Source organism: Dendronalium phyllosphericum CENA369 (genome assembly GCF_016056275.1).
GTDB classification, from domain to species: Bacteria; Cyanobacteriota; Cyanobacteriia; order Cyanobacteriales; family Nostocaceae; genus Dendronalium; species Dendronalium phyllosphericum.
In genome coordinates, this window is record NZ_JAECZA010000009.1 from 1 (window position 1) to 25775 (window position 25775).

A 25775-nucleotide genomic window follows, 5' to 3' on the forward strand; every position below is an offset into this window, starting at 1 on the left:
GATGAGGGGGATGGGGGAGATGGAGGGGATGAGGGAGATGAGGGAGTTATGGCGAGTTGATATTCAAAAAGAGCGATCGCTTACCAAAAAAAAGATGCGATCGCAGTTCTAACCTCGGCGTTTTGAGTTCCAAACACGAAGTTTGAAGTTCCAATCTCGGCGTTTCGAGTTCCAAGCATAAAGTTTCAAGTTCTAATCTCGGCGTTTTGAGTTCCAAGCACGGAGTTTCGAGTTCTAATCTCGGCGTTTCAAGTTCCAAGCACGGAGTTTCGAGTTTCAATCTCGGTGTTCCGAGTTCTGATGTTGAATTTTGCTACTTTGAAGATGTTTGCTGCCACTTTTTTAATTAAAAAGGCGTAGGCGTAGCCCGTCGTAGACATCGCTTGCTGCAACACTCAGCTTCAATGGAGAATCCCAAGCGATCGCCTGTGCTAGTTGCGTAAATCCTGCTCTCCTTAAATTTTCTTACTTAACCTTAATTAAGCTTTTTTGTGCTTCAACTTTGTGGCATCAAACTCCTTAAATTATCCACATTTACGTTTGTGAGTGAAAAAGGCAATTTAGTAATAACAGCAACAACAGTTATTGGGTTTGGAACAAATATAGCTTTGTTGAAATGTCTAAATTCCAAACCAAGTAAATAATACACAAACTCATAATCAAAGGAAACTCACAATTATGGCGATTATTAGTGGAACTATAACCCCTGCTGACGACAAAATCATCGCTGATGGAGCAAACGATAAAATCGATGCTTTAACAGGTAACGATACAGTTAATGGTGGCGCGGGTAACGATACTTTATTAGGCAACTTTGGCAATGATTCTCTATTGGGGGGACTTGGTAACGACTTCCTCGATGGTGGATCTAACAGAGATACCCTTGATGGTGGTGCGGGTAACGATACTCTCAATGGTGGCGACGACAATGACAGCCTTTCTGGTGGGACTGGAAACAATCTCCTCAATGGCGGTGCGGGTAACGATACTCTGATCGCTCAAAATGGTAACTTTCCTGGTGTCGGCGATATTGGCGATACTTTGATTGGCGGTGCAGGTAATGACGAGCTGCGCGTTGAGGGAGCCTCAAATTATTTCTTGACTAACAATCGGCTATTTGTCGGTAATTTAACGCATCAGTTTTCTGAAGTTGAGCGTGTTAAGCTCACTGGTACTTCCGGTAATGACACGATTAATGCGTCTCAAGCTTTATTATCAGATCGAACCGATCTCTCTGGTGGTGCAGGAAATGATACCATCATCGGTAGCCGTGGTCTTGACCAAATTTATGGTGGCAGTGGTAACGACAGCATTGTAGGAGGAGCAGGATTTAACTTCCTGCGTGGCAATGATGGTAATGATACCCTGATAGGTGGAAATGACGGCAATAGTTTTAATGGTGGAGCGGGGAATGACTTGCTCCAAGGTGGAACAGGAAGAGATAATTTTGTTGATGGTGCTGTTGATGGAGCAGGTGATGACCGCTACATCGGGGGAGTAGGCGACGACTTCCTATTCATCAATGGCGACAATAACTTTGAACTGTTTACCTTTGTCAATGACCCAAACAAAAGCCAACTTAAAGGTGGCAAATTTGGCCCCTTTGCTAATCTAGACGACTCAGCTACGGGTACTGACACCCTCGAAGGTATTGAAACTGTGCAAATCCAAGGAGGTGCTAGCAGCAATCGTATAGATGCCAGTCGCGCCACACAAAACCTTTTTCTTGATGGTCGCGGTGGCGGGGATACGTTGCTAGCTGGTAGCGGCAATGATGTACTGACTGGTTCAGCGTTTGGCAATGATTCTCTTGTCGGAGGCGGGGGCAACGATCGCCTTGATGGTTTCGGTGCTTTTAACAGTGGAGAAGTAGATATTTTAAGAGGAGGAGTTTCGGCTGGAATTGTTCCCTCTGGTGCTGACGAGTTTGTAATCGGAGACGGCTATCGAAAAGCTGGTCATGCCGTGATTATAGATTTCTCTGTACAAGATAAAGACGAGATATTTCTGCGTGGTTCTGCTAGCGATTACACATTCGTCAAGCAAAACTTTAGTACTTCTACAGGTGTGAATGACTCATCAATTTTAGATACGGTCATCTACTTTGGCTCGGCTACTGCCGGCGATGTTGTTGCTGTGGCTGAGGATGTGAGTTTAACTGCGATAACTCCTGGTATTACATTTAGTATCTAAACAGGACTTACGCACTCAGATCCCCAACCCCCTTAAAAAGGCTACGGTGTACACACAAATTATCTGATCCCCCTAAATCCCCCTTAAAAAGGGGGACTTTAAGAAATTTTTCCCCCTTGAAAAGGGGGTAGTGGGGAAATCTATGTTTCAGGCTTCAGTGCGTAAGTCCTACTAAAATAGAATTCAAAACTAAAAAGTAGCCAGTACGGTCTTGGAATCGCCCCAAGACCGTACTGGCTTACGAAATAGACTAGGATTAACACTTTGATTAACTATGGATAAACAACCGATACAAGTGATTGGAGGTGGATTAGCTGGGACAGAAGCAGCGTGGCAAATAGCCCAGGCTGGAGTACCTGTAATTTTCCATGAAATGCGGCCAAAACGTTTTAGTCCCGCCCATCATACAGAACATTTGGCGGAATTGGTGTGTAGTAATTCCTTTGGGGCAATGGCAAGCGATCGCGCGGCGGGACTATTGCACGAAGAGTTACGCCAACTTGGTTCTATCATCATCTCAAAAGCTGACGAACACGCCGTACCTGCTGGTGGCGCGTTAGCTGTAGATAGAGGTCAATTCGGTCAAGATTTGACGGAAACTTTATCTAACCATCCTTTAATTGAATTCCGCCGCGGCGAAGTGCCAACTCTACCTGAAGGAATTGTAGTTTTGGCGACTGGGCCTCTAACCAGCCCCGATTTGGCAGAAGATTTGCGCCGCTTGACGGGAATGGAATATCTCAGCTTTTTTGATGCGGCTAGTCCGATTATCGTAGGAGAATCGATTAACCGCGACATTGCTTTTATGGCATCGCGCTATGACAAAGGTGAAGCAGCTTATCTCAACTGCCCCATGAATAAAGAGCAGTATTTGCGGTTCTGGGAAGCACTTTGTCAAGCCGAACAAACAGAACTTAAAGATTTTGAACGGGAAACGGCAAAATTTTTTGAAGCTTGTCTGCCAATTGAAGAATTGGCAAGCCGGGGGGAAGACACAATGCGTTACGGCCCCCTCAAGCCAGTGGGATTATCTGACAGTCGCACTGGAGAACGTCCTTATGCTGTGGTGCAGTTGCGACAAGAAGACAAAGCCGGTCAACTTTGGAATATGGTAGGATTCCAAACGAACTTGCGTTGGGGCGAACAAAAGCGAGTCTTCCAGCTAATTCCAGGTTTGGAGAAGGCGGAATTTGTCCGGTTGGGAGTGATGCACCGCAATACCTTTATCAATGCTCCTCAACTTATGCATCCTACACTGCAATTTAAACAACGTCCGACTTTATTTGCTGCTGGGCAGTTAATTGGAACTGAAGGCTACACAGCAGCAGCAGCAGGCGGCTTGTTAGCTGGCACAAATGCCGCGCGGCTAGCTTTGAGCCAAGAACCTTTGACTTTACCAGCAACAACAATGATGGGGGCGCTATTTGAGTTTATCAGTTCCGCTTCACCCAAACATTTCCAGCCGATGCCGCCTAACTTTGGAATTTTGCCAGAACTGGGCGCGAAAATCAAAAATAAACAAGAGCGTTACGGACGTTATCGCGATCGCTCTTTGGCCGATTTGGCAAATTGGAAAGATATAGCAAAGTGCTGAGTGCTGAGTCAAAAGTAGAGACGCGATTAATCGCGTCTGTACAAGAGTCGGTTGCTGTAAGGCTTTGGGCAATTGCAATTGTCCTAAAGGGTGTGACTACGGCTATACTGTCTTGAAAATGAGTGTAGAGGTGTAATACCAATTCACGAATTAGTACGATATCTCATTCCTGGTAGTTGCAACACTAAACCCATGAGTTCCAACTGTAATAAGGCACTGGAAACTGAGCCAGCATTCATACCCGTTTGTTGGACAATAAAATCGAAGGACAAATTATCAACTGCGATCGCATCCATTACTTGTTGTAGTTCTGGCGATAAAGTTGGTAAGGTTAATTGTTCTGATTTTGGTGAAGCTGCAACTACATCAAGTTGGGGAACCGCTCCCAGCATTGTTAAAAGTTCGTCTAATTCTTTGAGAATAAAAGAAGCACCTTGACTGAGTAATTTTAAACAGCCTTGAGATGGGCGATCGTCTATTCTCCCAGGTAATGCATAGACATCTCTACCAAATTCATTTGCATAGGTAGCCGTGATTAACGCCCCAGATTTTAACGGTGCTTCCATTACTAAAATGGCGCGGCTTAATCCGGCAATTATTCTGTTACGCCGGGGAAAGTGAGTGCGATCTGGCGGGGTTTTGCCTGGATATTCACTCACGACTAACCCTGCACTTAAAATCTGTTTGTACAAATCTCGATTTTTGTGTGGATAGATAACATCAACTCCCGTACCTAAAACTGCGATCGTTCTTCCACCAGCTTTGATGGCAGCTATATGACTTTCTGTATCAATTCCTTCTGCCATCCCAGAAACAACTGTAAAGCCATTTTTCGCCAAAGCTGTACTGATTTGGCGAGTCCAACGAATACCGTAATCTGAGGGCTGACGAGTTCCGACAATGCCAACTAAAGGTTTTTGTCCGAGATTTTCTTGCAGTTCAACTTCACCGCGATAGTACAAAAGTGGTGGCGGACTGGGAGTTTCTAGCAACAAGCGAGGATAATCTGTATCTGCTGGTGTCCAGAAATAAGGGTTTTCTTGCTGGTGCTTGGTGAGTAGTTGTTCTGGATGCAGATGCGATCGCTGTTGTACTACCTTTTCTAATGTCTGAAAACCAAAACCCTCTACCTCTCCTAGTTGAGGCTTAGTAGCTTTCCAAGCGGTTGCTAGCGTGCCAAAATGCTGTTGCAATCGTCGTAGCAATACCGGGCCAATCCCAGAAATTTGCGACCAAGCCAACCAATAAGCACGTTCTTCTGCCACTTTTGAGTCCTCACCCTACTGGGTTGAGTATTCCCATTTTAGGTTGCTCTGTTGATGTATATGGGAAATGAGGAGCAGAGGAATATAAAACAACTAATATCATGTTCGGATGAATGCTTATAATTAGGGTTGACGCAAAGACACGGGGACGCGGAGACACGGAGAATTTTGAATTATAAGTAATTAAGCGAACTTGATATGACAACTGACTTTTAAACTTTCTAATTAACTAATAGAGCATAAAGATAAGCGATGATTTCAGAGATAATTACCCGCACCCCTTCGCTAGAATTCCACCATTTCTTTGGATCGTAATACGGTGGTTCAGCCGAAATTATACCCACTTTAATTTTGGGAGAAAGTATTTTTTTATGTATCAGCCAACTCCTGCGAGCGTGGGCATCAGTTGTAAATAAATTTATTGATTCTATGGTTGAATTTGACTCTGTTATCCATTGAAGTAATGCCCCAGCAGATGCATTGGTACGATTTTTAACTACATTAGGGGTAGGAATAGCTATTATCTTTTCTTGTGGTACACCTAGTTTCTTAAGAGTGGTTGCGGCAATTTCTGCAAAATTTTTGTATTCAGCCAAATAATAACCGTTATCTACAGTAACTCCTAAAGTAATTAATTGGCGATAGGAACCACGTTTAAATTCAGCAGCAGCTTGTTCTAGTGCGTAGTCTGATATCCAACCATCAACAACTAAAATATCTGCTGCTTCAATTGGGGAGGTTACGGCAAGAAATGGGTATAAATGAGCGATCGCAAAAAACATTGAAGCAGTAGAAGTTGCCAGGAACAATAACCATCCCTGAGCCGTAAGCGTCCATATTTCTTGGCGTTTGATTAGCCTGATTTGTGGGAGTTTTTGAGCTTGAGGATTTTTCTGCATTAAACCTTAGTTGAACGCTGTTGTTTCAAATAAGCAAACACAGATTTATCTCCAATATCTTGAGGAATTGCTTGTACTGTTTTACGCAGGGCAAATACTAAAAATAAAATTGCCCAAATTCCTAATAAAACTTGTTCTGCTGGAGTTGGTAAAATCCCTATTAAATGTCCTAACAATAATAGTGGAACTATGAAAGTTAAGAATTTTGTTTCTAAACGATTGAAGCAAAAAGCTTCTTTGAAATAAATACCTGTCAAAGCAACAAAAGTAAAACCTAATCCAAATAAGGTAACGGGCTGATTGTAAACGGTGACAGCTAATGGTTCGCTGCTATACAGTGCCAGTACTACTGATGTCAGACTACCGATCGCCCAAAAAACTTGCAACGCTCGGTGCAGCGATGCCATATAAATATGAATGGTGAATAAACTAACACCAAGAGCAAGACTAAAACAAGCGTACAGAGGCGTTAGTACCGTGAAAACGGATGAATTATTGTTGAACAACACCAAAGCACTGCCTATGGCAAAGCTAAGTGCAGCCACCATTAACCCAGCGCGGTAGATAATCACGCCAGTGCGATCGCTTTGAGTAATTGTAAATTCCCCAAATTGACCTTGATAAACTTCTGGTGCAGTTATTGTTTGCGTAGTCATAAAAAAACAGTGATAACAGAATTGGAAATATTCTCTAGTACCTAGTCTAATAATTAATGATTAATAACTGATAGAGCATCTTGCAAGTTGATTTGTAACTGTAAGTGGGCATTACCGCTATTAATAGCAATTTCTATCCATCCGTGACTACCCACTAAAGCGATCGCTTCCCCAGCTTTGACATCACTGTAAGTTTCACCCCCTGGTATCGTCAACCCAGCAGCTTGCACGTACCAAGTTTTACCTCGCACGTAACTCTCTGGAATGTTACTCACTAAGTTGCCAAAGTGGTCAATATATTGAATGCAACCCACCACACCGTTTGCAGTCTTTTTACATTCGCCGATATCTAGCTTAACTAAAGTCGCTGGCTCGATTTCTTGTCCTAGCTGTTTGAGAGGAACGCCACTGGTAAGATGCGCCGCTACTGGTGCAAAGATATCTCTACCGTGAAAAGTTTTACTAGGTTGTTGGGTTCTCCAATAATTAAGATTTGTAAGTTCCACTGCTGCGATCGCAGGACTTTGACTTAATACTCCACTAAATATGCCATTATCTGGGCCTACTAAAAACCCTTGAGCAAATTCTACAGCGATCGCTCTGCGCTTACTTCCCACACCCGGATCTACTACCGCTACATGTACAGTTCCCGTCGGGAAATAGGGGTAAACATTCATCAGGCTAAACCTAGCTGCGACGATATCTTGTGGCGGAATCTGATGCGTTAAGTCTACTATTGTCAGCTTGGGGTTGATTTGAGTTATGACTCCTTTGATCGCGCCTACATACACATCGCGATCGCCAAAATCGCTCAACAGTGTGAGAAATCTTGCTTGTGAAGGTTCCTGCCATTGTGGAGCCACTAAATTCTGGTTATTTGACATGATTCGAGAGTTAAATTATATTAATTCAGATTTTTCTGTAGCAACAGCTACAAAATATATGTTATGTTAGGAAAAGAAGACATAAACGGAACCATTAAAGTAGGTAGCACTATGAGCCAAAATAGATTTCAAGTTATCAGCAAATCAAAAGAAACCCATAGACAGAATATTCAAAGAAACATAGAGCATCGCTTGGAAGTTGCCAAAGCAAAAGGTGATGAAAGGCTAGTTGGTCAACTAGAAGCAGAAATTAGATATTTCAGCTAAATCAATAGTTTGTTGTTCGTAGTTTTGTTGTGTGTAACCCGCTTCGGCGGGTTTTATGTTTTGAGTGCTGAGTGCTGAGTGCTGAGTTAAGAGTTAAGAGTAATTTATCACTAGTCCCCAGTCCCCAGTCCCTAATCACCAGTCTCCTAAAACCAACCTTCTTGTTCTAGAGTTTCAATCAGCTGCAAGCCACGAGGATCGCCTACGCCCAAGAGTGAGGCTTTGGCATCTTCGCGCACTCCTAAATCTTGGTCTTCAGCGAAGGCTTGAATCAGTGCGTCGATCGCTGTGGCATAAACTATATTAGAAGGTAGTTCTTTACACAATTGCCCAATTGTCCAAGCGCAATTACTCCGTACTGCTGCTACTGGGTCTTGGACTAAAGCTTCAATTAATGATGGTATAGCCCCTACAACTGCCTCATAACCTACGTCTGCCATCTGTGCTAAGGCACTAGCCGACCATAAACGTACTGCGGAAATATCAGTTCTGAGGGCATCTGCTAAGGGTGCTAAAGAACGGCGATCGCGGCAGTTTCCTAAAGCCCAAACAATACCTTTACGCACATAGCCATTCCAATCTCGATTCAGTTGGGCAATTAAGGGTTCTACTGCATCGGGACTGGGATTACGACCGATACCATAAGCAGCACTAACTCGCACCAATGGGCAGGTATCAGTTAACAAACGAATCAGATGGGGAATAGCTCGCCTATCTTCAATATCACAGAAAGCACGAGCCGCTAACATTCTTTGCTGCGGTTGGGGATTTTCTAAAAGAGCTAGCATCACTTCTGGATTTGGCTTTGCTACTTCCGATTCAGCAGTAAGCGGCTCCATTTTATCTAGGGGGCTTTCTAGCTCTGACTCGACATCGAGTAGGCTTAAATCGTATTCGTCATACATATTTCACTTACATACCCAATTGGGATTTCTATGTAACCCCCTACGTCAATAAGTCAAAGCCTGATAGGCATTAACTGAATTATTGTACACTTTCTGTAGCCATTTAGTTGACTTTTATCCGCAGGAGAATTGCTATAACTAACGCGCTATAGGATGCTAATTATGCACCAGTTTTTTTATTAGTATGGAGTGATTTTACCATCCACAGAGATTGGGTTTGATAGCCTAGCTGATTGTAAAGATTTAAAGCTGCTTGGTTGGATTGAAACACTTGCAATCCAATTTGGCGATCGCCTCTTTGAGTTGCCCAATTTTCTAAATATCGCAACAAAGCCGTACCAATACCCCGCCGCCGATGTTCTGGCTCGACGTAAAGCAGAAAAATATGAGCGTGGCGATCGCCTTGAACTTGGTCTATGGCATTGCCCACCCAGAGGCAAGCGACGGGAGAAGAGGACGCGGAGAGGGGGAGACGGGGGGACGCAGAGAGTGTTTGGAATAAATTCCCCGCGTCTCCCCGTCCCTGTGTCGCCGTGTCCTCTTCCCCAGCTCTCTCCAATTCCACCCACCACAAAGGTGTGTCCCTGGAGAAGTATTGCTCGACTGTTCGTGCTAGGTGGGCAAAATCTTGGTCTGGAAATAGATACTGGTAACTGCGCTGCATAAACTTTACTAGCAGCGATCGCTCTAACGTTGAGCCACGACGAATAAAGTACTCCGGTAGCAGTTGCTCAGACACTTTAGTTGCTTATGTTTAGTTAACTAGCTGAGTCATTTACTACTGGTGGCTTGACATGAGTGGGTGAAAAATTCCCTCCTACTTCTTCAATAGGTGCGGGGGCTGCCATGTCAGAGGGTAAAAATATGCGGGCGCTAACTGCCACTAAAGCAAATAAAAATACCAAGACTACGAGTAGTGGGGCAATGTATTGACGGAAAATAGCCATGTTTAGATTGAAAATTGCTAGGTTCTTTTTGAAAACCTAGCTGAAAATTTATAAATTTTTCTTAACTTAATTTTAGCGACTTTTTGAGCCGAGAAACATCAGGTTATACCGTTTCACTTTAAATTTGATACGAATAGGTCGCAGGGGGGCAGGGGAGCAGAGGAGCAGAGGAGCAGGGGAGAAATTATTTGTATCATTTATTTGGTGAAATGGTATTACACAAATTGAGTTCGATGTATTGAAGAAAGAGTAGGAGCGCAAGACCTTGTGCCCCTAGCGAATTACGAATTAGGAATTACCGTCGATCGCGCTCTAAATCATCAAGGACTCTTTCGCAATACCAGCTTTCTGGCATATCTGGATAATTTAGTTTTGCCTGCTCGATTAACCGTTCGGCTGCTGCAACATCACCTCCTAACTTAGCGATTAGTTTGTTTTTAAGATTATTCTCAGAGATGCTCTCGTTAATGTTTTCATTTATCTGAGTGGTTCTTCGTGCTGGCAATACTTGCGACTGTTCTCTCTTTAATTGCCAAAATAAAACGTAATAAAGTGTACCAAAAATTAAAATCAGACTGAGCGTTCCAAAAAGAGTTAGAAGATTAAATGTGAGAAATCCTAGAACTAACTGTGAGAGAACGTAGCCAAGTAATAAACCAGTAAGTAAGAGAATAAATGTGCCGACAACAATAACTACTTGGTTCCCCATAAATCCTCTTCTTCCTCAAGTCCTGGTCTGGATAATACTGGTTTTTGACTCCAGGGGGCAAAGAATGGTAATAATAGCAATCCTGGCAAAGCAGCGATTGCTGTCAGCGCAAAGAACGTTGGCCAGCCGGTGGCTTGTGCCCATGTACCGGCTGGAGCTGTGAGAATATCTCTACTAAAACCCTGCAAACTCGAAAGTAAGGCGTACTGGGTAGCTGAAAAGCTTTGGTTACAAAGACTCATCAAAAATGCTACAAAAGCGGCGGTTTCTAGACCGGCACAGAATTGTTCTATATTTACAGCAGCTAACATTAAATAGTAATTTTTACCTACCACTGCGAGAGCAAAGAAAACCAAGTTACCGACAGCTTGCAGTATAGCGAATATCCAAAGCGAGCGATTAACACCAATTTTGGTGATTATTGCTCCTGCTGCCAAAGTTCCGATAATAGTGGCGAAAATTCCCAATGCACCAGGAAACGCTATGTCGGTTTGAGTGAAATGTAAGCCTTTATCTAATAAAAATGGGGTAGATACATTTTTCAATAAAGAATCCCCCAACTTGTAGATCACAATGAAAATTAGGATTAAAAGTCCTTGCAGCCAGCCCTGACGCTGGAAAAATTCAATAAAGGGTAATTTAATGGCGGCGGATAAAGTCTGAGGTGGGCGATCGCGCTCTTGTGGTTCTGGTGCAAAAATAGAACTGACCACCCCAACCAGCATTAATAACGACATTAACAAGTACACCGCTTGCCACGGCATTCTGTCTGCTAAAAACAAGGCGACATAACCTGTCACCAAAATGGCAAGGCGATAGCCTAATAAGTAAATAGATGCTCCAGCACCTCTTTCTGTGATTTCTACTACATCAGTGCGGTAAGCATCAACTAAAATATCTTGACTAGCGCTAAAAAAAGCAACGGCTACCGCAGCAATTACTAAAGGTTGTAGCCCTTGGGATGGGTTTTGCAAAGCCATTGCCGCAATACCCAATAGTAATGCTACTTGTGTAATTACCAGCCAGCCTCTACGCCTTCCTAAAAAAGGCGGTACAAATCTATCTAATAAAGGCGACCAGAGAAATTTTAAAGAATAGGGTAGTTTTACTAAACTAAAAGCGGCGATCGCTGCTAAACCAATTCCTTCTTTGGTCAACCATGCTTGTAATGTCTGACTGGTTAGATACAACGGCAACCCTGATGAAAATCCTAGAAATAACAATGCTCCCATCTTTGGGCTGCCAAAAATTCTAAGCAGCGATTTATTTGCTTCCACAATCTTGAGGATTCCTTTTTATCTAGGTGAATAGCAGCTATCTTGCCATAACTGCTATATAATTTCGTGCAAGCATCCAAACCTGCTAAGATTTTCTTTACTAAGATACACATCAGAAATGCTCTAACAGTGCAATTATTCCTTAAGATTTTTTAATAGAATAAACCTGATGCCCCTTAATTTCTACTTCGTGTGCGGCAAGGCATTTCTCCCAACCTTGGCGAGTACCAATTTCGCTTTTGAGTTTGAGCAGTCCTAATTCCTGTTCTTGTTGCGTGAGTTTGGCAAATTCCTCATAGCGCGGGTAGTTGCTAGTTACAAAATTTTCTTTGCGGTGCAGAATGGGCGGATTTGCTCTATTTTCATAGTCTCTATGAGTTATATAGAGAGTTTTTAAGTCAATAGTTATACTTGCTTTCAAGGCTGGATGGGGATCATTATCGAATTCTGGATAAAAAAGATAGGATATTTGCGGTTGGTCTGTGTAGTATTTAATTAATGTCGCTCCATCTACGCGCCCAATGGTACGGCTGGCACAGCCTTCGTAAATTCGCAGTAAGGGGTCGAGTGCTGCCAAGGCAGAAACATGAACGTAAAGCGCACCGCGCGTGTGTTTGCCGATTTTACTTTTTTCGCAAGCTGTCTGCACAACTCTGGGATTACCTAGGCTGAAAAGTTTTTGGTCGGCTACTTGGCAAGCTTCTTCATAGCTACCAAAAAAAGCTTTGATATCATGACGGATTTCTGGCGCTAGCTGATGGAATTTTGGGCGTTGAGCGAAGTGGGTGAGGGCCAGATAAACTTGGATATCTAAAGAGCGACGGTAGGCGATCGCATCCCATTCTGCCTCATCGGTGGACTGTAAAACTATAGCAAAGGCCCGGCGGAAGTTACCAAATTCAGTTAGTAATTCTTGTTCGTTTGCTAATTCACCTTTGATAGGTAATCTGCCACGTTTGGTAAAAAAGTCCATCAGTGGTACTAACTTTTCTTGGTAGTCTTCAAACCGTTTAGTAGGGATGCGGACTCGCGGCGTGGAAGTGCGAGAAAAGAAGCGGATAGCTTTGTAGTTTTCTTTTTCAGTTTCATCGCGAAAAACAAAGTAGACTCCTAGCGCCACCGGCACTGCATCTACATTTAAAACTTCATCAATGTAAATTTTAAGTTCTTGTTGTTCATAATATTTCTGAAAAGTATTGCGGCAAGTCACAATGCCATCGCTGTAAGCATACTGGGCTTTACTGGGAGCGTTAATTAGTACTTGAGCTGCGACAATTAAAACTTTCTGGGTGAGTTCCCAGGCTTGAATGAGGCTTTGGCGGCGTTCTTCTTGGTCTTCAATAACGTTGAGGACGTAACCCAGGTTAACTACATCGGCAGTAGTAATTGGTGTATTGGGGTAGTAATAAGGGTCCCAGCCTGCACTGGTGTAGCCTAAGTTTGCGACTCGCTCGACATCACCACCGTAGCCACAGCCGTAGTCAAAAAAGGTGCTATCTTGGTTCAAAATTGACCATTCTATTGCCAATCGTACAGGGCGGGAGATGTCAGTGCGAGCGATCGCAGCTCTGTGACGCTCGATTTCTAACGCTTCAGGCATAATATTCAGTTAACAGTCAAGAGTTAACAGTTAACTAATATCCTTTCAATCTTTAATAGCCAGTTCAATTAAATCTTCAATTTTCTTGATATTTGGATCGCCTGCTAGGTAGCCGATACCGCGATGCAAGTGTAGGCGGAATTGGGTGGCGAGGGTTTCTTTGTCCGTGGAGTAGCCGTCATTGTGACAGCGTTGCTTGAGGGCGAGGAGAAGAATATCAGACATTTCGCCGCCAAAGACGCGCCAAGTCATTTCGACGTTGCTATCTTGGGGAATTGGTACGGGTGAGGGTGGAGTTGGTTCTGCTAGGGAACGACAAAATGCCCAACGGCAGAGGATATTCCATTGGTCGATTTTGGTGTTGCGTCTGAGTTTGAGGAGTTGGTCTTTGGCTGTTTGGGAAAGTTTAATTCTTTCAATTGGCGATTCCATAATATTGCTAAAAATTGAGGTACTTTTTACTCATAAACCCAAACAGTAGCGAACCGCAGTTTCAACTTCAAGCATTTTGGAGTCAGAAATTTTGCCAGCGGGGTCAGCAGGAAAGCGATTTGAATCTAGAGAACGAATCTGAAAACATAAAAACACTGTTTCTATTAACAATCCACTGTCACTCGAAGATATTCGTATATTGGTTGGATAATTACGCTTAATATTTGTTCCTTTCGTACCTACGACTACAGTCACAACCAAAGGTAACTGGTTGATAGTGTCTATAGATAATACTAAAACTGGTCGTATTCCTGCTTGCTCTCGTCCCTGTACTGGATTAAGATTGACAAAATAAATTTGTCCTCTCTCGATGCTCACAACTTTTCTAAACCATCCATTTCTGTAACACTAAATTCATCATTGATAAAGGTAATTTCTGCTTGGATATCTAAATCATTAGCCATTGTAACTAATTGTTCATTTATATATTCAACGTTCTTAAAATTCTCTAATTGCTTCCTTGTTTGCACTTGTTTTGTGATACGTTCTAAAAGCCATTCTAGTTGTTCTAATGAAAAACTACTTAGTTCGCGTTCTATTTTTAGTAAATCCGGTGAGTTCATATTTTACGACCTACTTTCCAAGGTTAATTATATATATTGAAAATATCCAAGCTAAATAAAATAGCGTAGATGCGCAGCGGCTTGTCGTTAGACATCGCCCACTTTCTTAACCTACCAAAAATATTGATTTTCTAACACTGTTGTTTGACGGGTGGCGGAGTCGTATTTGAGAAGGTATTCGCGGGCGATCGCTTCATTTTTACGCAGTGTTTCGACTTCTTTTTTACCAATTTCGGTATCAGTAGAAAGGAGAATTACTTGATGGCTAGCAGCTGGGAAGTATTTTTCTACTAGGTTGTTGCGGTGGGAAGAGTCGAGTCTACCGAGGGGTGTGTCGATGGCTACGGGTAAGCGCAGACCGGAGACTTTGGCTAATCCCCAGAGGAATGCGATCGCCAGGAGTTGTTTTTCCCCTGCTGACAGGCGATGTTTGGGAACTGGTTTCCCATCGAAATCGAACAAAGATAAAGCAAAGGTTTTAGTATCAATAGCAATGCGAAATACTAAGTCAGATTTATGCAGTAGGTAGAGGAAACAATTCTTCACTTCTTCTTCTAATTTATTGAGTTTTCGCAGCGTTAATTTTTCCCGAAAAACCTTAAGTGTTTCTTGAACTTTAGAGACTGAAGTAATGATATGTTCTCTATTTTTATGTTTTATATTTTTTTCAGTATAATCGTTTAATTCTTTTTTCGTTATTTCAATTGCATCTGTTAATGCTGCTAATTTTTGGCGAGTTGTTTCGTAATTTGCTTTAGCTTGTACAACTTCATTTTGGGCTGTATCCACAGCATCGCGCAGCTTTTGATAAGCTTCTGGTTCTGCGGCTGTTTGCACTTGTCTTTCTAAGGTAATAATTTCTTCTTCTAGATTCTTGAGATTATCTAACTTCTGTTTTGCTATATTGCGAGCGTTCTGTAAATGATATCTCACGTTATCTAGTTGACTCAAACTTTCCTCGTCAGCTAACAGCCAAGGTGCTTCAGCTTGGAGCGAATTTGCATATAAATTATCTATATCTTCGGTTAAAAATGATTGAATTTTATCAATTTTTGTTGAGGCGATCGCTAATTTACTTAGCCATTCAAGTAAGCGTTGATCTCGCTCAAGCAAAACATCTCTCGCAAGTTGTACCTGCTGATTACGAAATTCATTTGCTCCCTGTGCTTGTACCTGACTTAATAAATTAGGAATTAACGCTAAAGGTAAAATATCAGCAGCTAATTCACACAACGACTGACGAATTATTTCTAATGCAGTAGTTTTTTCTTTTTGTTTTTCTTCTAACTGACTGCGTTCTGCGGCGATTTTACCACCCTCAGATACGAATTTATCTAAGGCTTCTCGTTGGATAGTCTCTAATTCTTCAATTTGATTTTTAAAACTAGCTAATTCTTGTTCTGCTTTTTGATAATCTTCCTGCTGTTGTAATAACCTTTTCTCTATTTCTTCTAGGTTGGCTAAATCTTTAGTATCAGCCATTTCTCTACGCTTGCGGTTGACTAAAACTTCTAAATCAACTGCTAATTTATCTGCTAATTCTAGTCCTAATAATCCGCGAATAGCTTCTATTACTACTTGTGGTGGTGTTTCTTGTTCTGCCAGTTCTTTAACTTGTTCGCCATCAAAAAGAAATAAGTTAGAAATTCCTAAAGGTAACAGATTTTCTATATAGTCATCCCAAATATTTACTAAAGATTCTGGCCATGTATCACTATCACCTAAAATTCCTAGTGTATCTTTACCATCCTTAGGGTTTTTTGTCCAATAGCGTACAATACGATATTTTACTGGTTTATCGCCTTCAATGTGTTCAAAAAGTAATTCAATCCGTGTTTTTTCGGTAGGGTTAGCTTTACTATTAACACATTGATTCAAAAAATCTCCATAGCTCAGATTACCACGGGTAGAGCATTGGGCGCGTTGCCCATATAGCGCAAGACGAATAGAATCCATGAGAGTAGTTTTTCCGCCGCCATTCATACCACCTAATAGAAGAATTGGGCGAGGATTTTCCTCAGTTCTTGGGTCAAGATTAATTACTTGTTTGCCAGAGTAAGGGCCAAAATTTTCTAATACGAGTTCTAGAAATATCATTATCTATATTTAACCCTTGCCAGTGGGTTTTGTTTGTGCTATTGCAATTTCTAGTCAGCGAAAATTTTCTGTAGGGTGTGCATTGCCCACCCTACCATATTTTTCATTAGCTGAAATCTAGTCAGTTTGTCAGAATGTACCTAGTTAAAATACTCATAACTTCACCAGGGTTAGAACTAAGTAATAAAGGACTTCACTCGTTAACTTCGGCGAAACCAAGTTTGTATAAAGTCAGAATTGTGTTGTTTACACCTTTTTTAGAACCATAAAGTACTACTTTTACAGACTCTCTATCTGGTGTTGTTTGTATAGAGTCGTTAATCGAAACCAGCGGTGCGGTGGTAGGAAAAGTGTTTGCTAGAAAACTTGTATTCATTAGGATTTACCTGTTTATTGGTAAGATAATCTTGTTACGTTTATGTAACAAGATTATCTTACACTGTTTGTTACATATACAGAACATTTACTAGGTTAGAAGCCTTTGACAAAATCAAAGGCATGGGAAAAGCAGGTAAAGCGCTGAAACAAGTGTTAGAAATCTACGGCATCAGCCAAAACAAGTTAGCAGTGACGATGGGAACAGGACGGCCAAACGTTCACCGATGGGTTAATGAGATGACAGATCCAGTAGCTGATGCAGTGCTAGAAATTCGTGATGCACTCAAGAAAATTAATCCAGCCGCAGCAGAAGATTTTATCAGGCTGTACTTGGGAGATCCTGACGAGGATGAAAAACAGTCTTAAAGAGTTGTACGCTATTTTTTAAATTTTATGTTTCTCCAAGTTAACTGCGAAGAGTGTTCACTCTGACTTTCATTTACAGCATCGCCCAAAGTCAGCTGCTTGACTTTTTCTCTTACTGTTGCAATATCACCTTGACTAACAGCTTCTCTTAAATCACGTTTTAAATGAGCGTTTCTAATTGCTTGTTCGGGAGAACGGGAACTAGTATTAAAACATTTTTCTAAAGAGTCGTAAATTCCCACACGCTTTGTTTTTTTACGGAATTGCCATTCTGTGCTTAAAAGTTTTGACATGAGTTCTAAGTGCATTTTGTCATCAGCACAAATTTCTTCTAACACAGCCCATTCATCGCTACCTAGTAATTTTTGATCCGCTCCAGGACGCGGATCTTTAAACTTTTCACCAGTTACTTCTTCATAAATGTGGGGTAAGCTATCATCAAATTCGTGTCTTTCTTCCAACCAAATACGTCGAATTTCACTGAGTTCTTCTAAGGATATCAGTGTGATGTCGCGCATATTTTCAGGTGCTGTTTGACGGATTCGTTTTTGAACAGTCAATAACTGTCTGAGCCAATGTTCTCGCGCTTCTTTTAGATAAGGGCCAGGAATAGGCTCAATAGATATTTCACCTTCTAAATTACGCTCATACAGTTGGACATCTCCATTTCTGCGACGAAAATCTCGGCGATCGCGGGTTTCTTCCGCATCTAATTCCTTGCGAAAATCGAGTAGAGGTTGCATCCACTCTTTTTCCTCATCATTCTGAATCATAGCGGCCAGAGATTTATCCTGACTGACTAACGTACACACCCAACAACCAAAACGAGAGCTACCACAGCTAGGTGTAGAAGTATCAACAACTAAGGGACATTCATTATCAGCAGAAGCACCTCGATACATGGCGAATAAATCTTTATTGCTGTATCCCCAAGGATTTTGCCATTGCATGAGATAAATCCAAACATCATCATTTTGCCAATCTTCAATAGGGCTATAAATTAGAGAGTTTGGCAAATTCATGTTAGGGCTAAGGCGATCGCGTACCCGCTTGGCTTCAAATTTTTTCATTCTACTAGCACGATTTGTACTTTCAGCTTTGCGAGTACCTAATATAACGATAGCTTCACCGCTGGCTCGGATAACATCACGAATAAAGCGATTAGAGGGATTGATTTTGAGGCGTTCTGTACACCACCGAAATTTTCCCCTCGGTGCTGGGTATCCTTTGCCAATCAAACCCACCCAGAATGTCTCTTTAGTTTCTGGCTGCAACAGATAGGGTTCAAATGGTAATCCTTGAGCTTCAGCCTCAGATTTCATTTGTTTTAAAGAATTGCGTACCCAAGCAGCAACGATTGGATTTTCTACCAGTGTGTCTGTAGTAATAACGTATATTTTTTTAGTTCGTTTTTCTTCTGGGAGTCCTGCGATCGCATTCCAGACCAGCTGTAAAGTAGCGGTGCTATCTTTTCCACCTGAATAACCTATAACCCAAGGTATTGCATCCAAACAATACAATTCTTGAATTTCAGTGGTCAGAGCTTGGATATCTTCCAGTAACTCTGATACAGTACGTTTCTGCTGATCTTTATTTTCTGGCTGTGCTGCTGTACTCATTTATCCCTACCTCTGAAAACAAGAATGTCACCTCATGTATTACATCTAAGCAAATGCAATTCCTGGCTAAACAGGCAAGACAAGCCCACACGGATTTAATTCCGTGTAGGCTAAATTGGTTTGTTTAGCTACATTCCTCTGGTTCGAGGATCAAAAATTGAGGAGCCTGCTTTAAACCGTAAATATTTGATTGACTCTATATATATTTACTGCAATTTTTAAAAATTTTACAATTATCATCTAATTTTTTTATAAAGTTTTTATTTTATAGGCTACAGTTTTCAAAAACTAACATGAAAGATAGTACATTTGACCTAAATACTGACATAGCTAGAGAGTACTTAGAACGAGAGAACAAGGATAAACAAGTCTTATCCTTACTGCTGGAAAAGTTTTTAGAGAAAAAAGACCAGATTCTCGTTCAAAAAACTGAGATGGGCGGAAGTGAAGCTTATGTAGGTTCCGTTACCCTAGAATGGTTCGCTGGTAGGGTTCATTTCGCCTTTGGTTTACCTCTGCTGCAAAAAAAATACAATCCAGAGACTGATAACATCGAAATTGATGCAGATAGTATTGATGAAATTCAACAGCGTCCCCTTGACTGGTCGCGTCAAGCACCCTTAGTTCAGTATTTGGCTGCTAGAAAAAACCATAAATTTCCTCCCGTGCTAGTGGTAATCAATCAACCTTGGGTTGATGACCCTAAAGCATCTGAGTGGAATAGTGAAGAACGCGCTACAAAATCTACTACAGATTTTATACCTCTAGATAAAGATGGTAAGGTCGGCTTACTTAATGTTTCTGAAGAGAATGTGACCATTTATGCACTAGATGGTCAACATCGGCTTATGGGAGTTCAGGGTTTAATGGAGTTAATTAAAACTGGCAAACTCCAGCGGTATAAAAAGGATAAAACTGCTGATGATAGTTTTATTACAGTGTCAGATTTAATAGATCAATATCAAGTAGATCCTGCTTATTTACAAGGCTTACCTAAAGAAAAAATTGGTATTGAGTTCATCTGTGCAGTTAGTGCTGGAGAGACTCGCACCGAAGCAAGGCGGAGGGTGAGGTCAGTTTTTGTTCATGTCAACCTAATGGCTGCACCCTTAACTAAAGGTCAATTAGCACAATTAAATGAAGATGATGGTTTTGCAATTGTGGCGCGAAAAGTTGCGGTTACTCACCCACTTTTGGAACAAAAACTAAATCGAAACCCTCGCGTGAATTGGAATAGTTCAACAGTAGCAGCAAATTCTACAGTTTTGACAACGTTGCAAGCATTGCAAGATATGTCAGAAAGATATCTGGGTCACAAGTTTCCGCATTGGAAACCTTTTGAAAAAGGTTTAATTCCTATGCGTCCAGAAAATGAAGAAATTGAACAGGGAATTGACGAGTTTACAAAACTTTTTGATAACTTGGCAAGCTTACCTAGTTATAAGATTTTGGCTCATGAAGATACACCTATTTTGAGAAGATTTAGTTTTGAAAAGAGTGGCGGTGAAGCCAATATACTTTTCCGTCCTGTAGCGCAAGTTGCTTTAGCACAAGCTTTAGGATTTTTAGTATTTAAAAAAGGTCTTTCTCTATCCACCATTTTTAAGAAGTTGCGAAAGTTTGACCAGCAAGGCGGTTTTACTGGTATGGAATATCCTCAATCTCTCTGGTATGGAATTTTGTATGATTCTAATAAAAAGCGGGTACAAGTCTCTGGCAGAGATTTAGCTACTAAGTTATTAATTTATATCCTGGGTGGACTTCAAGATCCAATGGAAGTAGCTGATCTACGTAAGGCCTTGGCTAATGCAAGAACTGTAGAAAATAAAACTATAGGTTTTGATGGTGAATTTGTCGAACCAAAAGAGGTGGGACTTCCATTGCTTATATAAATTACTGGATCTAACAAGATAATTTCAGTAGGGTTTTTACTGATTACAACCCGCTTAAAAGCAGCATAGTATAATAAATACTTGACTTAAATTATACAACTGCTTTTATGGTTAACGTGAACCAGGATAGTGCTAATACCATTCCACCAGAAATTCAAGCTGCCTTCACTGCTTCTCTGGAACCTGTTTTTTCTAAATATCATCGTGAGCGTTGCTATCCAGCGCTAATTTTTAGGCAGGGTAAGCGTACTATGTTACAAATAAATGTACCTGCTGCCGATTTTCCTGCACTTTTAGTAGCTAAACCTGCTACTGACGATGATCCTGAATCAGGTAAACAACGTCCAGAAATTCCAGGCCATGCTGATGATATCAAAAACTATATTATAGAACAAGCTCAAAAGGATAAACCTTGGATTTTAGGCACGCTGACAGCAAATGTGTCTCCGGATAAAATAAAAATTATTGAATTGGGTAGGGGTATTTGTATAGTTGTTATTCCTCGTGGAGAAAAGTTAGAAATTACAGATGGGCAACATCGTAAGAGTGCTATTCAAAAATTGCTCGAAGGTGATGCAAGTTATTTAATTCGTGATGATGATTTTCCAATTACCCTGGTTTTAGAAGAAGATTCCGATCAGTGTAGAAAAGACTTTGGGGATATGGCTCAAACCAAACAATTAGGCAAAGCTCTTTTATTATCATTTAGCGAAATTGAAGGACGTGCTGGGATCACTAAAAAAATGGTAAAACATGTAAAAATGTTTTATAACAAAACAGACAAAATTCAAGATTCTCCGCGTATTCAAAAGAAATTTATTTACACAAATAATTATATAGCAAGGGCTGTGAGTTGTGCTTTTACTAATAGTCCTGATTCCGAACTTCAAGACAATAATGTAGAAATTTTATCTAATGCTTTAGCTAATTGTCTTAATAAGTTTTTCTTTGAGTGCAGTGACACAAAACATATTTCTGAAACAGATGCAAATATTTTAACTTCTGCTGAGTTAAAGAGATTTAAAGATGAATGTCTATTAGGTGTGAGTGTGGGACTCGAAGTTCTAGGACGTTTGCTTCACTTCACTTATGACAAAAATAGAAATTATTTTGATGATGCAAAAGTTTCTCAACTTGCACAGATAGGTTGGACAAAAAATAATGAAATTTGGGTAAATAATTTAATTAGGATAGACCCAAATCCTAAAAATCCAAATAAGCGTTACAAACTTTCTACTGGTGCAAATGCAGTAATTGATGCAGTGAGAACCGTAAAAGATAAATTAGGATGGGTATAAAAATACTCCCATTCAAAATAGTCTAATTCTAAGAGAGGAATTTTGTGAGATCAAATTCCTCTTCTTTTTCATCTTTATGAGTTCGTTCATAACTGAGAAATAATAAAATTCTTTCTGAGTAATCAACTGCTCCACGCAACTCATTTTGTAATATTTCTAGTCCACCGTTAGCATACTCTTCAAAAATACTGTTGCGTTGATTTGCATATTCTTCTTCATGAATGGATAAGATATTAATATCTTGCGTTTCAGTCATTCCTAATAACTTAATCACCACATCATTTCCTACTGAAGCAAAATATTCTAGCCTTATTGGTGATGGTTCTCGTTTAGAAATTTCGCTTAAAGGTACACGCTTTTTATGCTTTGCGCCCAAGGCTGCTGCAAATACAATTACATCAGCGAAGGTTTGAAAAGGGCCTGTACCACCATCGGAAGATGTTAACGCTTTTACTAAATCTGCTTTATCTTTAGCAACCCTGATTCTGCCAGTTTCAGCCATTGATTTAAATATCTACTTTGTAGCCATCTTAACCGAAGCTAAAAGCGATGCCTAGCGGCAAGCCACTTCGTGTCTACGCCCCTATAACCTCACTATTTTATACCAAGACTTTACAGCAAAGTCTTTGTTGAGCGATCGCAAAATCTTACGCACAATCACATAGTCTACTTAAACAGGAAATTGAACATTCTCATACACCAAAGATATGGGAAAGTGGAAATCAACGCTGGTTAAATGAACTTCATCCCCCTCTTCATAAGGATGTAACTCCCAAAGTCCTCTGTCATTTAACCGAAAACAATCTAAACCAACTTTTTCAGCATCAATGAGGACGTATTCTTGCAAAGTCTCAATGCGACGATACCGTGTAAATTTTTGACCTCTGTCGTAAGCTTCTGTACTAGGAGAAAGAACTTCGACAATTAAACAAGGATACTGGAGAAATTGAATTGCTTGTTTATCCCTTTCATCACAACTCACCACAACATCGGGATAATGAAAAGGCCCCTTTTCTGATATGCCTACTTTCGCGTCTGCCATGAAGGGAAGACATGCACTTCCTCGCAGGTGAATTTTTAACGCTGAAGCTAAGTTTAAAGCAATCGTCGTATGAGGAAGAGTACCCCCAGTCATGGCGAAAACTTCACCATCAATATATTCATATTTAATTTCTTGGCGTTCTTCCCATTCTAGATATTCCTGGGGAGACATATACTTACTGTCTGGACTCGCAACCATAACTTTATTCCTTCTTATTTATGTACAAAATCACTCTTCGATTTTTACTTATTACGTTCAACTGCGATAATCTCTGTATATTCAAACTCGTTGGGACTTTGCTTTACCAAAGGATATCTTTCTCCACCCAATTCAATATAATCTTGTTCGCAATTTTGCTTAGAAGAATAATACGTCAACACATATTCTCTACCAATTCTATCTGCAATTTCCTCTTCAACTTCACCCCGCCATTGCGTCTTAGTTACCAACACAATCAACTGATTTGCTAGTTTAGGAATTGTTTTAGCAATTTGACGGCGATAAATTTCATCCAAACTGCCAAATGGTGAGTCCATCACAATTGGAAAGTTACTACTGTCGGGAACCATCAGCATTTTTCGCTTTTCACTCCATTCCCGCACTCTATCAATGATGCTAGCAATAAAAGATAAACTCAAAATTTGATTCTCACCTGTGGAAGCTGCAACTGCTGCTTCCATACCAGCTGTATTTTCTACTAGTGTCAATTCATATTTATCACTGATTTTAGGAATATATGGTGTGAAAGAGATTTCAGTGAATATTTCTTGTACGCGCTTTTCTAGTTGGATGCGAAACTGCTTTTCTTGGCGGTTTCTGACTTCAGTTAGCCGTTCAATGGCATCTTGAGTTGCATTAATGCGTCGCTGTGCTAATAATTGCCTGTCTTCATTAAGCTTTTGCTTGGCAATTTGTTTACTTAAGTTATCAATCTCACCTTTCAAGTTAACAATCTGCTGCTGATTTGCACCTTGTTCTCGGTTTGATTCATCGATTTTAGCCTCAATTTCATCTAACCGTTTTTGCAGGCTGCTAATTTCTTCATTAGCATCTTTTCGCAACCGTTCTTGAATGTTATCTAGTTCGCCTTCTACTTGAGATATCGTTTGTCGTAATTGATTAATTCTGGTTTGTTCTCTGTCAACTTCTTCCCAAAAGGCAATTGCTTGCTTATCAATTTCATCAACTTGAGCGCTCATCCGAATTGCCGTTTCTTCCACTGCGGAAGAACCTGCTCTATCTAACCAGATTTTCACATTCGCATGAGAATGACTATTTTCTGTTAATTCTGCACCGCAAATGCAACGTTGAGATTTCAACAATTCATTGAGAAATTCCCGCGAGATTCCAGAGGTTAACTCACCTTGCTGCTTTAAATTGTGAATAATCTCGCGGAATTGTGTTGTAGTTTCCGAAAGTAATACGGTGTAACCTCGTGCAGAAATGATTTTTTTTAGTGCTTCTTTTGTTTGTCGTAGAGTTTCTTGATTAGATATTTTCTGGTTTTCTAACTCTTGCCGTCTTTCTTGCAGTTCTTTGGCAGCACTGAGTTCTCGTAAACGGTTACTTGTCTCTTTTTTAAAAGTTTGTTGATATTCTAATTCTTGTTGAATTTCCGTTTGTCGTTTGGTGATGCGTTCTATGTCGCGTTCAATTTTTTCTTGTTGTTTTAACAGTTGTTTGATTTCTGAATCGCCGATAGCTTTTAATTCATTTTCTAAACTTTTTTTAGCTTCTCCCAAGTGTCTAATTGCACGGTTAATTACCTCAACACCCAAAAAAATCTTCGTTGCTTCAGCAATTTCCGCTTTTTTATCAGAACGAACTATCTCTTCAATTCGTTCGCCGTCAAAGAAAAAATATTGATGTAAGCTAGCAGGTAAAATTTGCCCAATGATTTCTTCTGGTTGTTGAAGTGGAAAATACCACCTGCCATCATCTCCAGCCACTTGCATCAACAATTTTGTTTTGCCGATGTCGAAGTCAGTTTCATTTTTATAAACCTGACATTGACGTTTGACGTTGTAGCGTTTACCTTCGTGTTCCCAGCCAATTTGTACCCAACATTCTACAGTTTGCCCGTTTTTGGCTTCTGCGATCGCTCTTTTATTTACTAACTGTTCTGTTGAGGCAAACGCCGCACTGAATTTCTCATATAATACCCACGTAAAGGCATTCAGCAAACTGGTTTTACCAGAACCATTATTGCCATGAATAATTGTCGTGTTTTGAGTATCACTCCCTGCTAAGATAATCTCTGGTGTCTTACCATAAAAAGAGCGAAAATTACACAATCTGATTGAAGTCAGCTTCATCGCACTGCTTCCTTCACAATTGCCAAAATATCATCATTAATATGACCGAGACTTTTCTTATCTAGCCTGCTTTTTTCTAATTGCCATACCCGCTCAATAATTTGTCGCACTTCTGGCGGAGCGCTGTTAATTGGCTCCTGAACATCATCAATATTTGCCTCTTGTGACATCTCGGTTTTTTAAATAGCTTTTTTCTATTCTAACTGTCTCTATTCCTGTCCTCACATCGGTAAAGCTACGATTTTCACTATTTTGATATTCTAGAAACTATAGCTAGAAATTTTCAAATTATTTTGATAAAAAAGCTTTATTTTTGAGATATTTCCTGATATACTTATATTTATCTAAGCTATTATAATGGGGCAGTTGTAATTTTAAAAATTTGGCTAATACTCCATTATATTAAAATTAAACCTGATATCTAATTATTTTTTCACATTTGATGCTTCCGTTATCAAACATCAGGAAAAAATTTACAAAAATATTCCCAACTATTAAGAAAAGTTAGAAATCTGGT

Annotated in this window: 26 protein-coding genes; 6 read left to right on the forward strand and 20 right to left on the reverse strand. The window is 40.5% G+C overall.

What is annotated here, in order from left to right; translation table 11 throughout:
* The first annotated feature begins 678 nt into the window (after nt 1–678).
* Both I8752_RS03835 and trmFO read left to right on the forward strand, forming a co-directional pair.
* Nucleotides 679–2193, forward strand: a complete 1515-nt coding sequence (locus I8752_RS03835; protein WP_214431008.1) for a calcium-binding protein — start codon at nt 679–681, stop codon at nt 2191–2193.
* Between the two features lie 274 nt (nt 2194–2467).
* The gene (gene trmFO / locus I8752_RS03840) at nt 2468–3787 is read left to right on the forward strand and encodes an FADH(2)-oxidizing methylenetetrahydrofolate--tRNA-(uracil(54)-C(5))-methyltransferase TrmFO (protein WP_214431009.1); all 1320 of its coding nucleotides are present in this window, start codon (nt 2468–2470) and stop codon (nt 3785–3787) included.
* 143 nt (nt 3788–3930) lie between these two features.
* On the opposite strand, the gene dprA is transcribed toward trmFO, so the two are convergent.
* From dprA to I8752_RS03860, 4 genes are all read right to left on the reverse strand, one after another.
* Entirely contained in the window at nt 3931–5052 is a 1122-nt protein-coding gene (gene dprA / locus I8752_RS03845; RefSeq protein ID WP_214431010.1) for a DNA-processing protein DprA, read from the reverse strand.
* 221 nt (nt 5053–5273) lie between these two features.
* Entirely contained in the window at nt 5274–5951 is a 678-nt protein-coding gene (locus I8752_RS03850; protein ID WP_214431011.1) for a YdcF family protein, read from the reverse strand.
* Nucleotides 5951–6607 (reverse strand): DUF2301 domain-containing membrane protein, encoded by a 657-nt coding sequence (locus I8752_RS03855; protein ID WP_214431012.1) that lies wholly within the window; start codon nt 6605–6607, stop codon nt 5951–5953. Before I8752_RS03855 ends, I8752_RS03850 begins: the two co-directional genes overlap by 1 nt.
* A gap of 53 nt (nt 6608–6660) precedes the next feature.
* Nucleotides 6661–7491, reverse strand: coding sequence for an SAM hydrolase/SAM-dependent halogenase family protein (locus I8752_RS03860; RefSeq protein ID WP_214431013.1), 831 nt, complete (start codon nt 7489–7491; stop codon nt 6661–6663).
* A 111-nt stretch (nt 7492–7602) separates the two neighbouring features.
* On the opposite strand from I8752_RS03860, the gene pirA reads away from it, so the two are divergent.
* The gene (gene pirA / locus I8752_RS03865) at nt 7603–7758 is read left to right on the forward strand and encodes an arginine synthesis PII-interacting regulator PirA (protein ID WP_214431014.1); all 156 of its coding nucleotides are present in this window, start codon (nt 7603–7605) and stop codon (nt 7756–7758) included.
* Nucleotides 7759–7904: 146 nt separating this feature from the next.
* Here the strand turns inward: pirA and I8752_RS03870 are convergent, their stop codons facing one another.
* The 11 genes from I8752_RS03870 to I8752_RS03920 all read right to left on the reverse strand — a co-directional run bounded on the left by I8752_RS03870 (nt 7905) and on the right by I8752_RS03920 (nt 16724).
* A complete protein-coding gene (locus I8752_RS03870) occupies nt 7905–8663 on the reverse strand; it encodes a HEAT repeat domain-containing protein (protein WP_214431015.1) in 759 nt (252 codons plus the stop codon).
* Nucleotides 8664–8823: 160 nt separating this feature from the next.
* Complete coding sequence (locus I8752_RS03875) at nt 8824–9402, reverse strand: GNAT family N-acetyltransferase (protein ID WP_214431016.1); 579 nt, start codon at nt 9400–9402, stop codon at nt 8824–8826.
* 19 nt (nt 9403–9421) lie between these two features.
* A complete protein-coding gene (locus tag I8752_RS03880; RefSeq protein ID WP_214431017.1) occupies nt 9422–9610 on the reverse strand; it encodes a hypothetical protein in 189 nt (62 codons plus the stop codon).
* A gap of 295 nt (nt 9611–9905) precedes the next feature.
* Nucleotides 9906–10319 (reverse strand): ABC transporter permease, encoded by a 414-nt coding sequence (locus I8752_RS03885; RefSeq protein WP_214431018.1) that lies wholly within the window; start codon nt 10317–10319, stop codon nt 9906–9908.
* Nucleotides 10304–11596: an AmpG family muropeptide MFS transporter gene (locus I8752_RS03890; RefSeq protein ID WP_214431019.1), complete on the reverse strand. Its 1293-nt coding sequence runs from the start codon at nt 11594–11596 to the stop codon at nt 10304–10306. Before I8752_RS03890 ends, I8752_RS03885 begins: the two co-directional genes overlap by 16 nt.
* A gap of 142 nt (nt 11597–11738) precedes the next feature.
* Entirely contained in the window at nt 11739–13196 is a 1458-nt protein-coding gene (locus I8752_RS03895; RefSeq protein ID WP_214431020.1) for a DNA phosphorothioation-associated putative methyltransferase, read from the reverse strand.
* Nucleotides 13197–13241: 45 nt separating this feature from the next.
* The gene (gene dndE / locus I8752_RS03900) at nt 13242–13628 is read right to left on the reverse strand and encodes a DNA sulfur modification protein DndE (protein WP_214431021.1); all 387 of its coding nucleotides are present in this window, start codon (nt 13626–13628) and stop codon (nt 13242–13244) included.
* Nucleotides 13629–13658: 30 nt separating this feature from the next.
* A complete protein-coding gene (locus tag I8752_RS03905; RefSeq protein ID WP_214431022.1) occupies nt 13659–14006 on the reverse strand; it encodes a type II toxin-antitoxin system PemK/MazF family toxin in 348 nt (115 codons plus the stop codon).
* Nucleotides 14003–14251 (reverse strand): hypothetical protein, encoded by a 249-nt coding sequence (locus I8752_RS03910; protein ID WP_214431023.1) that lies wholly within the window; start codon nt 14249–14251, stop codon nt 14003–14005. The genes I8752_RS03905 and I8752_RS03910 overlap by 4 nt, the downstream gene beginning before the upstream one ends.
* Nucleotides 14252–14362: 111 nt before the next feature.
* Nucleotides 14363–16348, reverse strand: coding sequence for a DNA sulfur modification protein DndD (gene dndD, locus I8752_RS03915; protein ID WP_214431024.1), 1986 nt, complete (start codon nt 16346–16348; stop codon nt 14363–14365).
* Nucleotides 16349–16541: 193 nt separating this feature from the next.
* Nucleotides 16542–16724, reverse strand: coding sequence for a hypothetical protein (locus tag I8752_RS03920; protein ID WP_225895424.1), 183 nt, complete (start codon nt 16722–16724; stop codon nt 16542–16544).
* A gap of 122 nt (nt 16725–16846) precedes the next feature.
* On the opposite strand from I8752_RS03920, the gene I8752_RS03925 reads away from it, so the two are divergent.
* Nucleotides 16847–17092 carry a helix-turn-helix domain-containing protein gene (locus I8752_RS03925; RefSeq protein ID WP_214431025.1) on the forward strand — a complete coding sequence of 82 codons (246 nt, stop codon included), beginning with the start codon at nt 16847–16849 and terminating at the stop codon, nt 17090–17092.
* Nucleotides 17093–17103: 11 nt separating this feature from the next.
* Here the strand turns inward: I8752_RS03925 and dndC are convergent, their stop codons facing one another.
* Nucleotides 17104–18711 carry a DNA phosphorothioation system sulfurtransferase DndC gene (gene dndC / locus I8752_RS03930; protein ID WP_214431026.1) on the reverse strand — a complete coding sequence of 536 codons (1608 nt, stop codon included), beginning with the start codon at nt 18709–18711 and terminating at the stop codon, nt 17104–17106.
* A gap of 293 nt (nt 18712–19004) precedes the next feature.
* Between dndC and I8752_RS03935 the strand changes: the two genes are divergently transcribed.
* Both I8752_RS03935 and I8752_RS03940 read left to right on the forward strand, forming a co-directional pair.
* Nucleotides 19005–20603, forward strand: a complete 1599-nt coding sequence (locus tag I8752_RS03935) for a DGQHR domain-containing protein (RefSeq protein WP_214431027.1) — start codon at nt 19005–19007, stop codon at nt 20601–20603.
* A gap of 107 nt (nt 20604–20710) precedes the next feature.
* Entirely contained in the window at nt 20711–21901 is a 1191-nt protein-coding gene (locus I8752_RS03940; protein ID WP_214431028.1) for a DNA sulfur modification protein DndB, read from the forward strand.
* A gap of 28 nt (nt 21902–21929) precedes the next feature.
* Here the strand turns inward: I8752_RS03940 and I8752_RS03945 are convergent, their stop codons facing one another.
* The 4 genes from I8752_RS03945 to I8752_RS03960 all read right to left on the reverse strand — a co-directional run bounded on the left by I8752_RS03945 (nt 21930) and on the right by I8752_RS03960 (nt 25428).
* Nucleotides 21930–22403 (reverse strand): DNA phosphorothioation-associated protein 4, encoded by a 474-nt coding sequence (locus I8752_RS03945; RefSeq protein ID WP_214431029.1) that lies wholly within the window; start codon nt 22401–22403, stop codon nt 21930–21932.
* A gap of 168 nt (nt 22404–22571) precedes the next feature.
* Nucleotides 22572–23141: a Uma2 family endonuclease gene (locus I8752_RS03950; RefSeq protein ID WP_214431030.1), complete on the reverse strand. Its 570-nt coding sequence runs from the start codon at nt 23139–23141 to the stop codon at nt 22572–22574.
* 44 nt (nt 23142–23185) lie between these two features.
* The gene (locus tag I8752_RS03955; protein WP_214431031.1) at nt 23186–25258 is read right to left on the reverse strand and encodes an AAA family ATPase; all 2073 of its coding nucleotides are present in this window, start codon (nt 25256–25258) and stop codon (nt 23186–23188) included.
* The gene (locus I8752_RS03960; RefSeq protein WP_214431032.1) at nt 25255–25428 is read right to left on the reverse strand and encodes a hypothetical protein; all 174 of its coding nucleotides are present in this window, start codon (nt 25426–25428) and stop codon (nt 25255–25257) included. The genes I8752_RS03955 and I8752_RS03960 overlap by 4 nt, the downstream gene beginning before the upstream one ends.
* Nucleotides 25429–25775 lie beyond the last annotated feature (347 nt).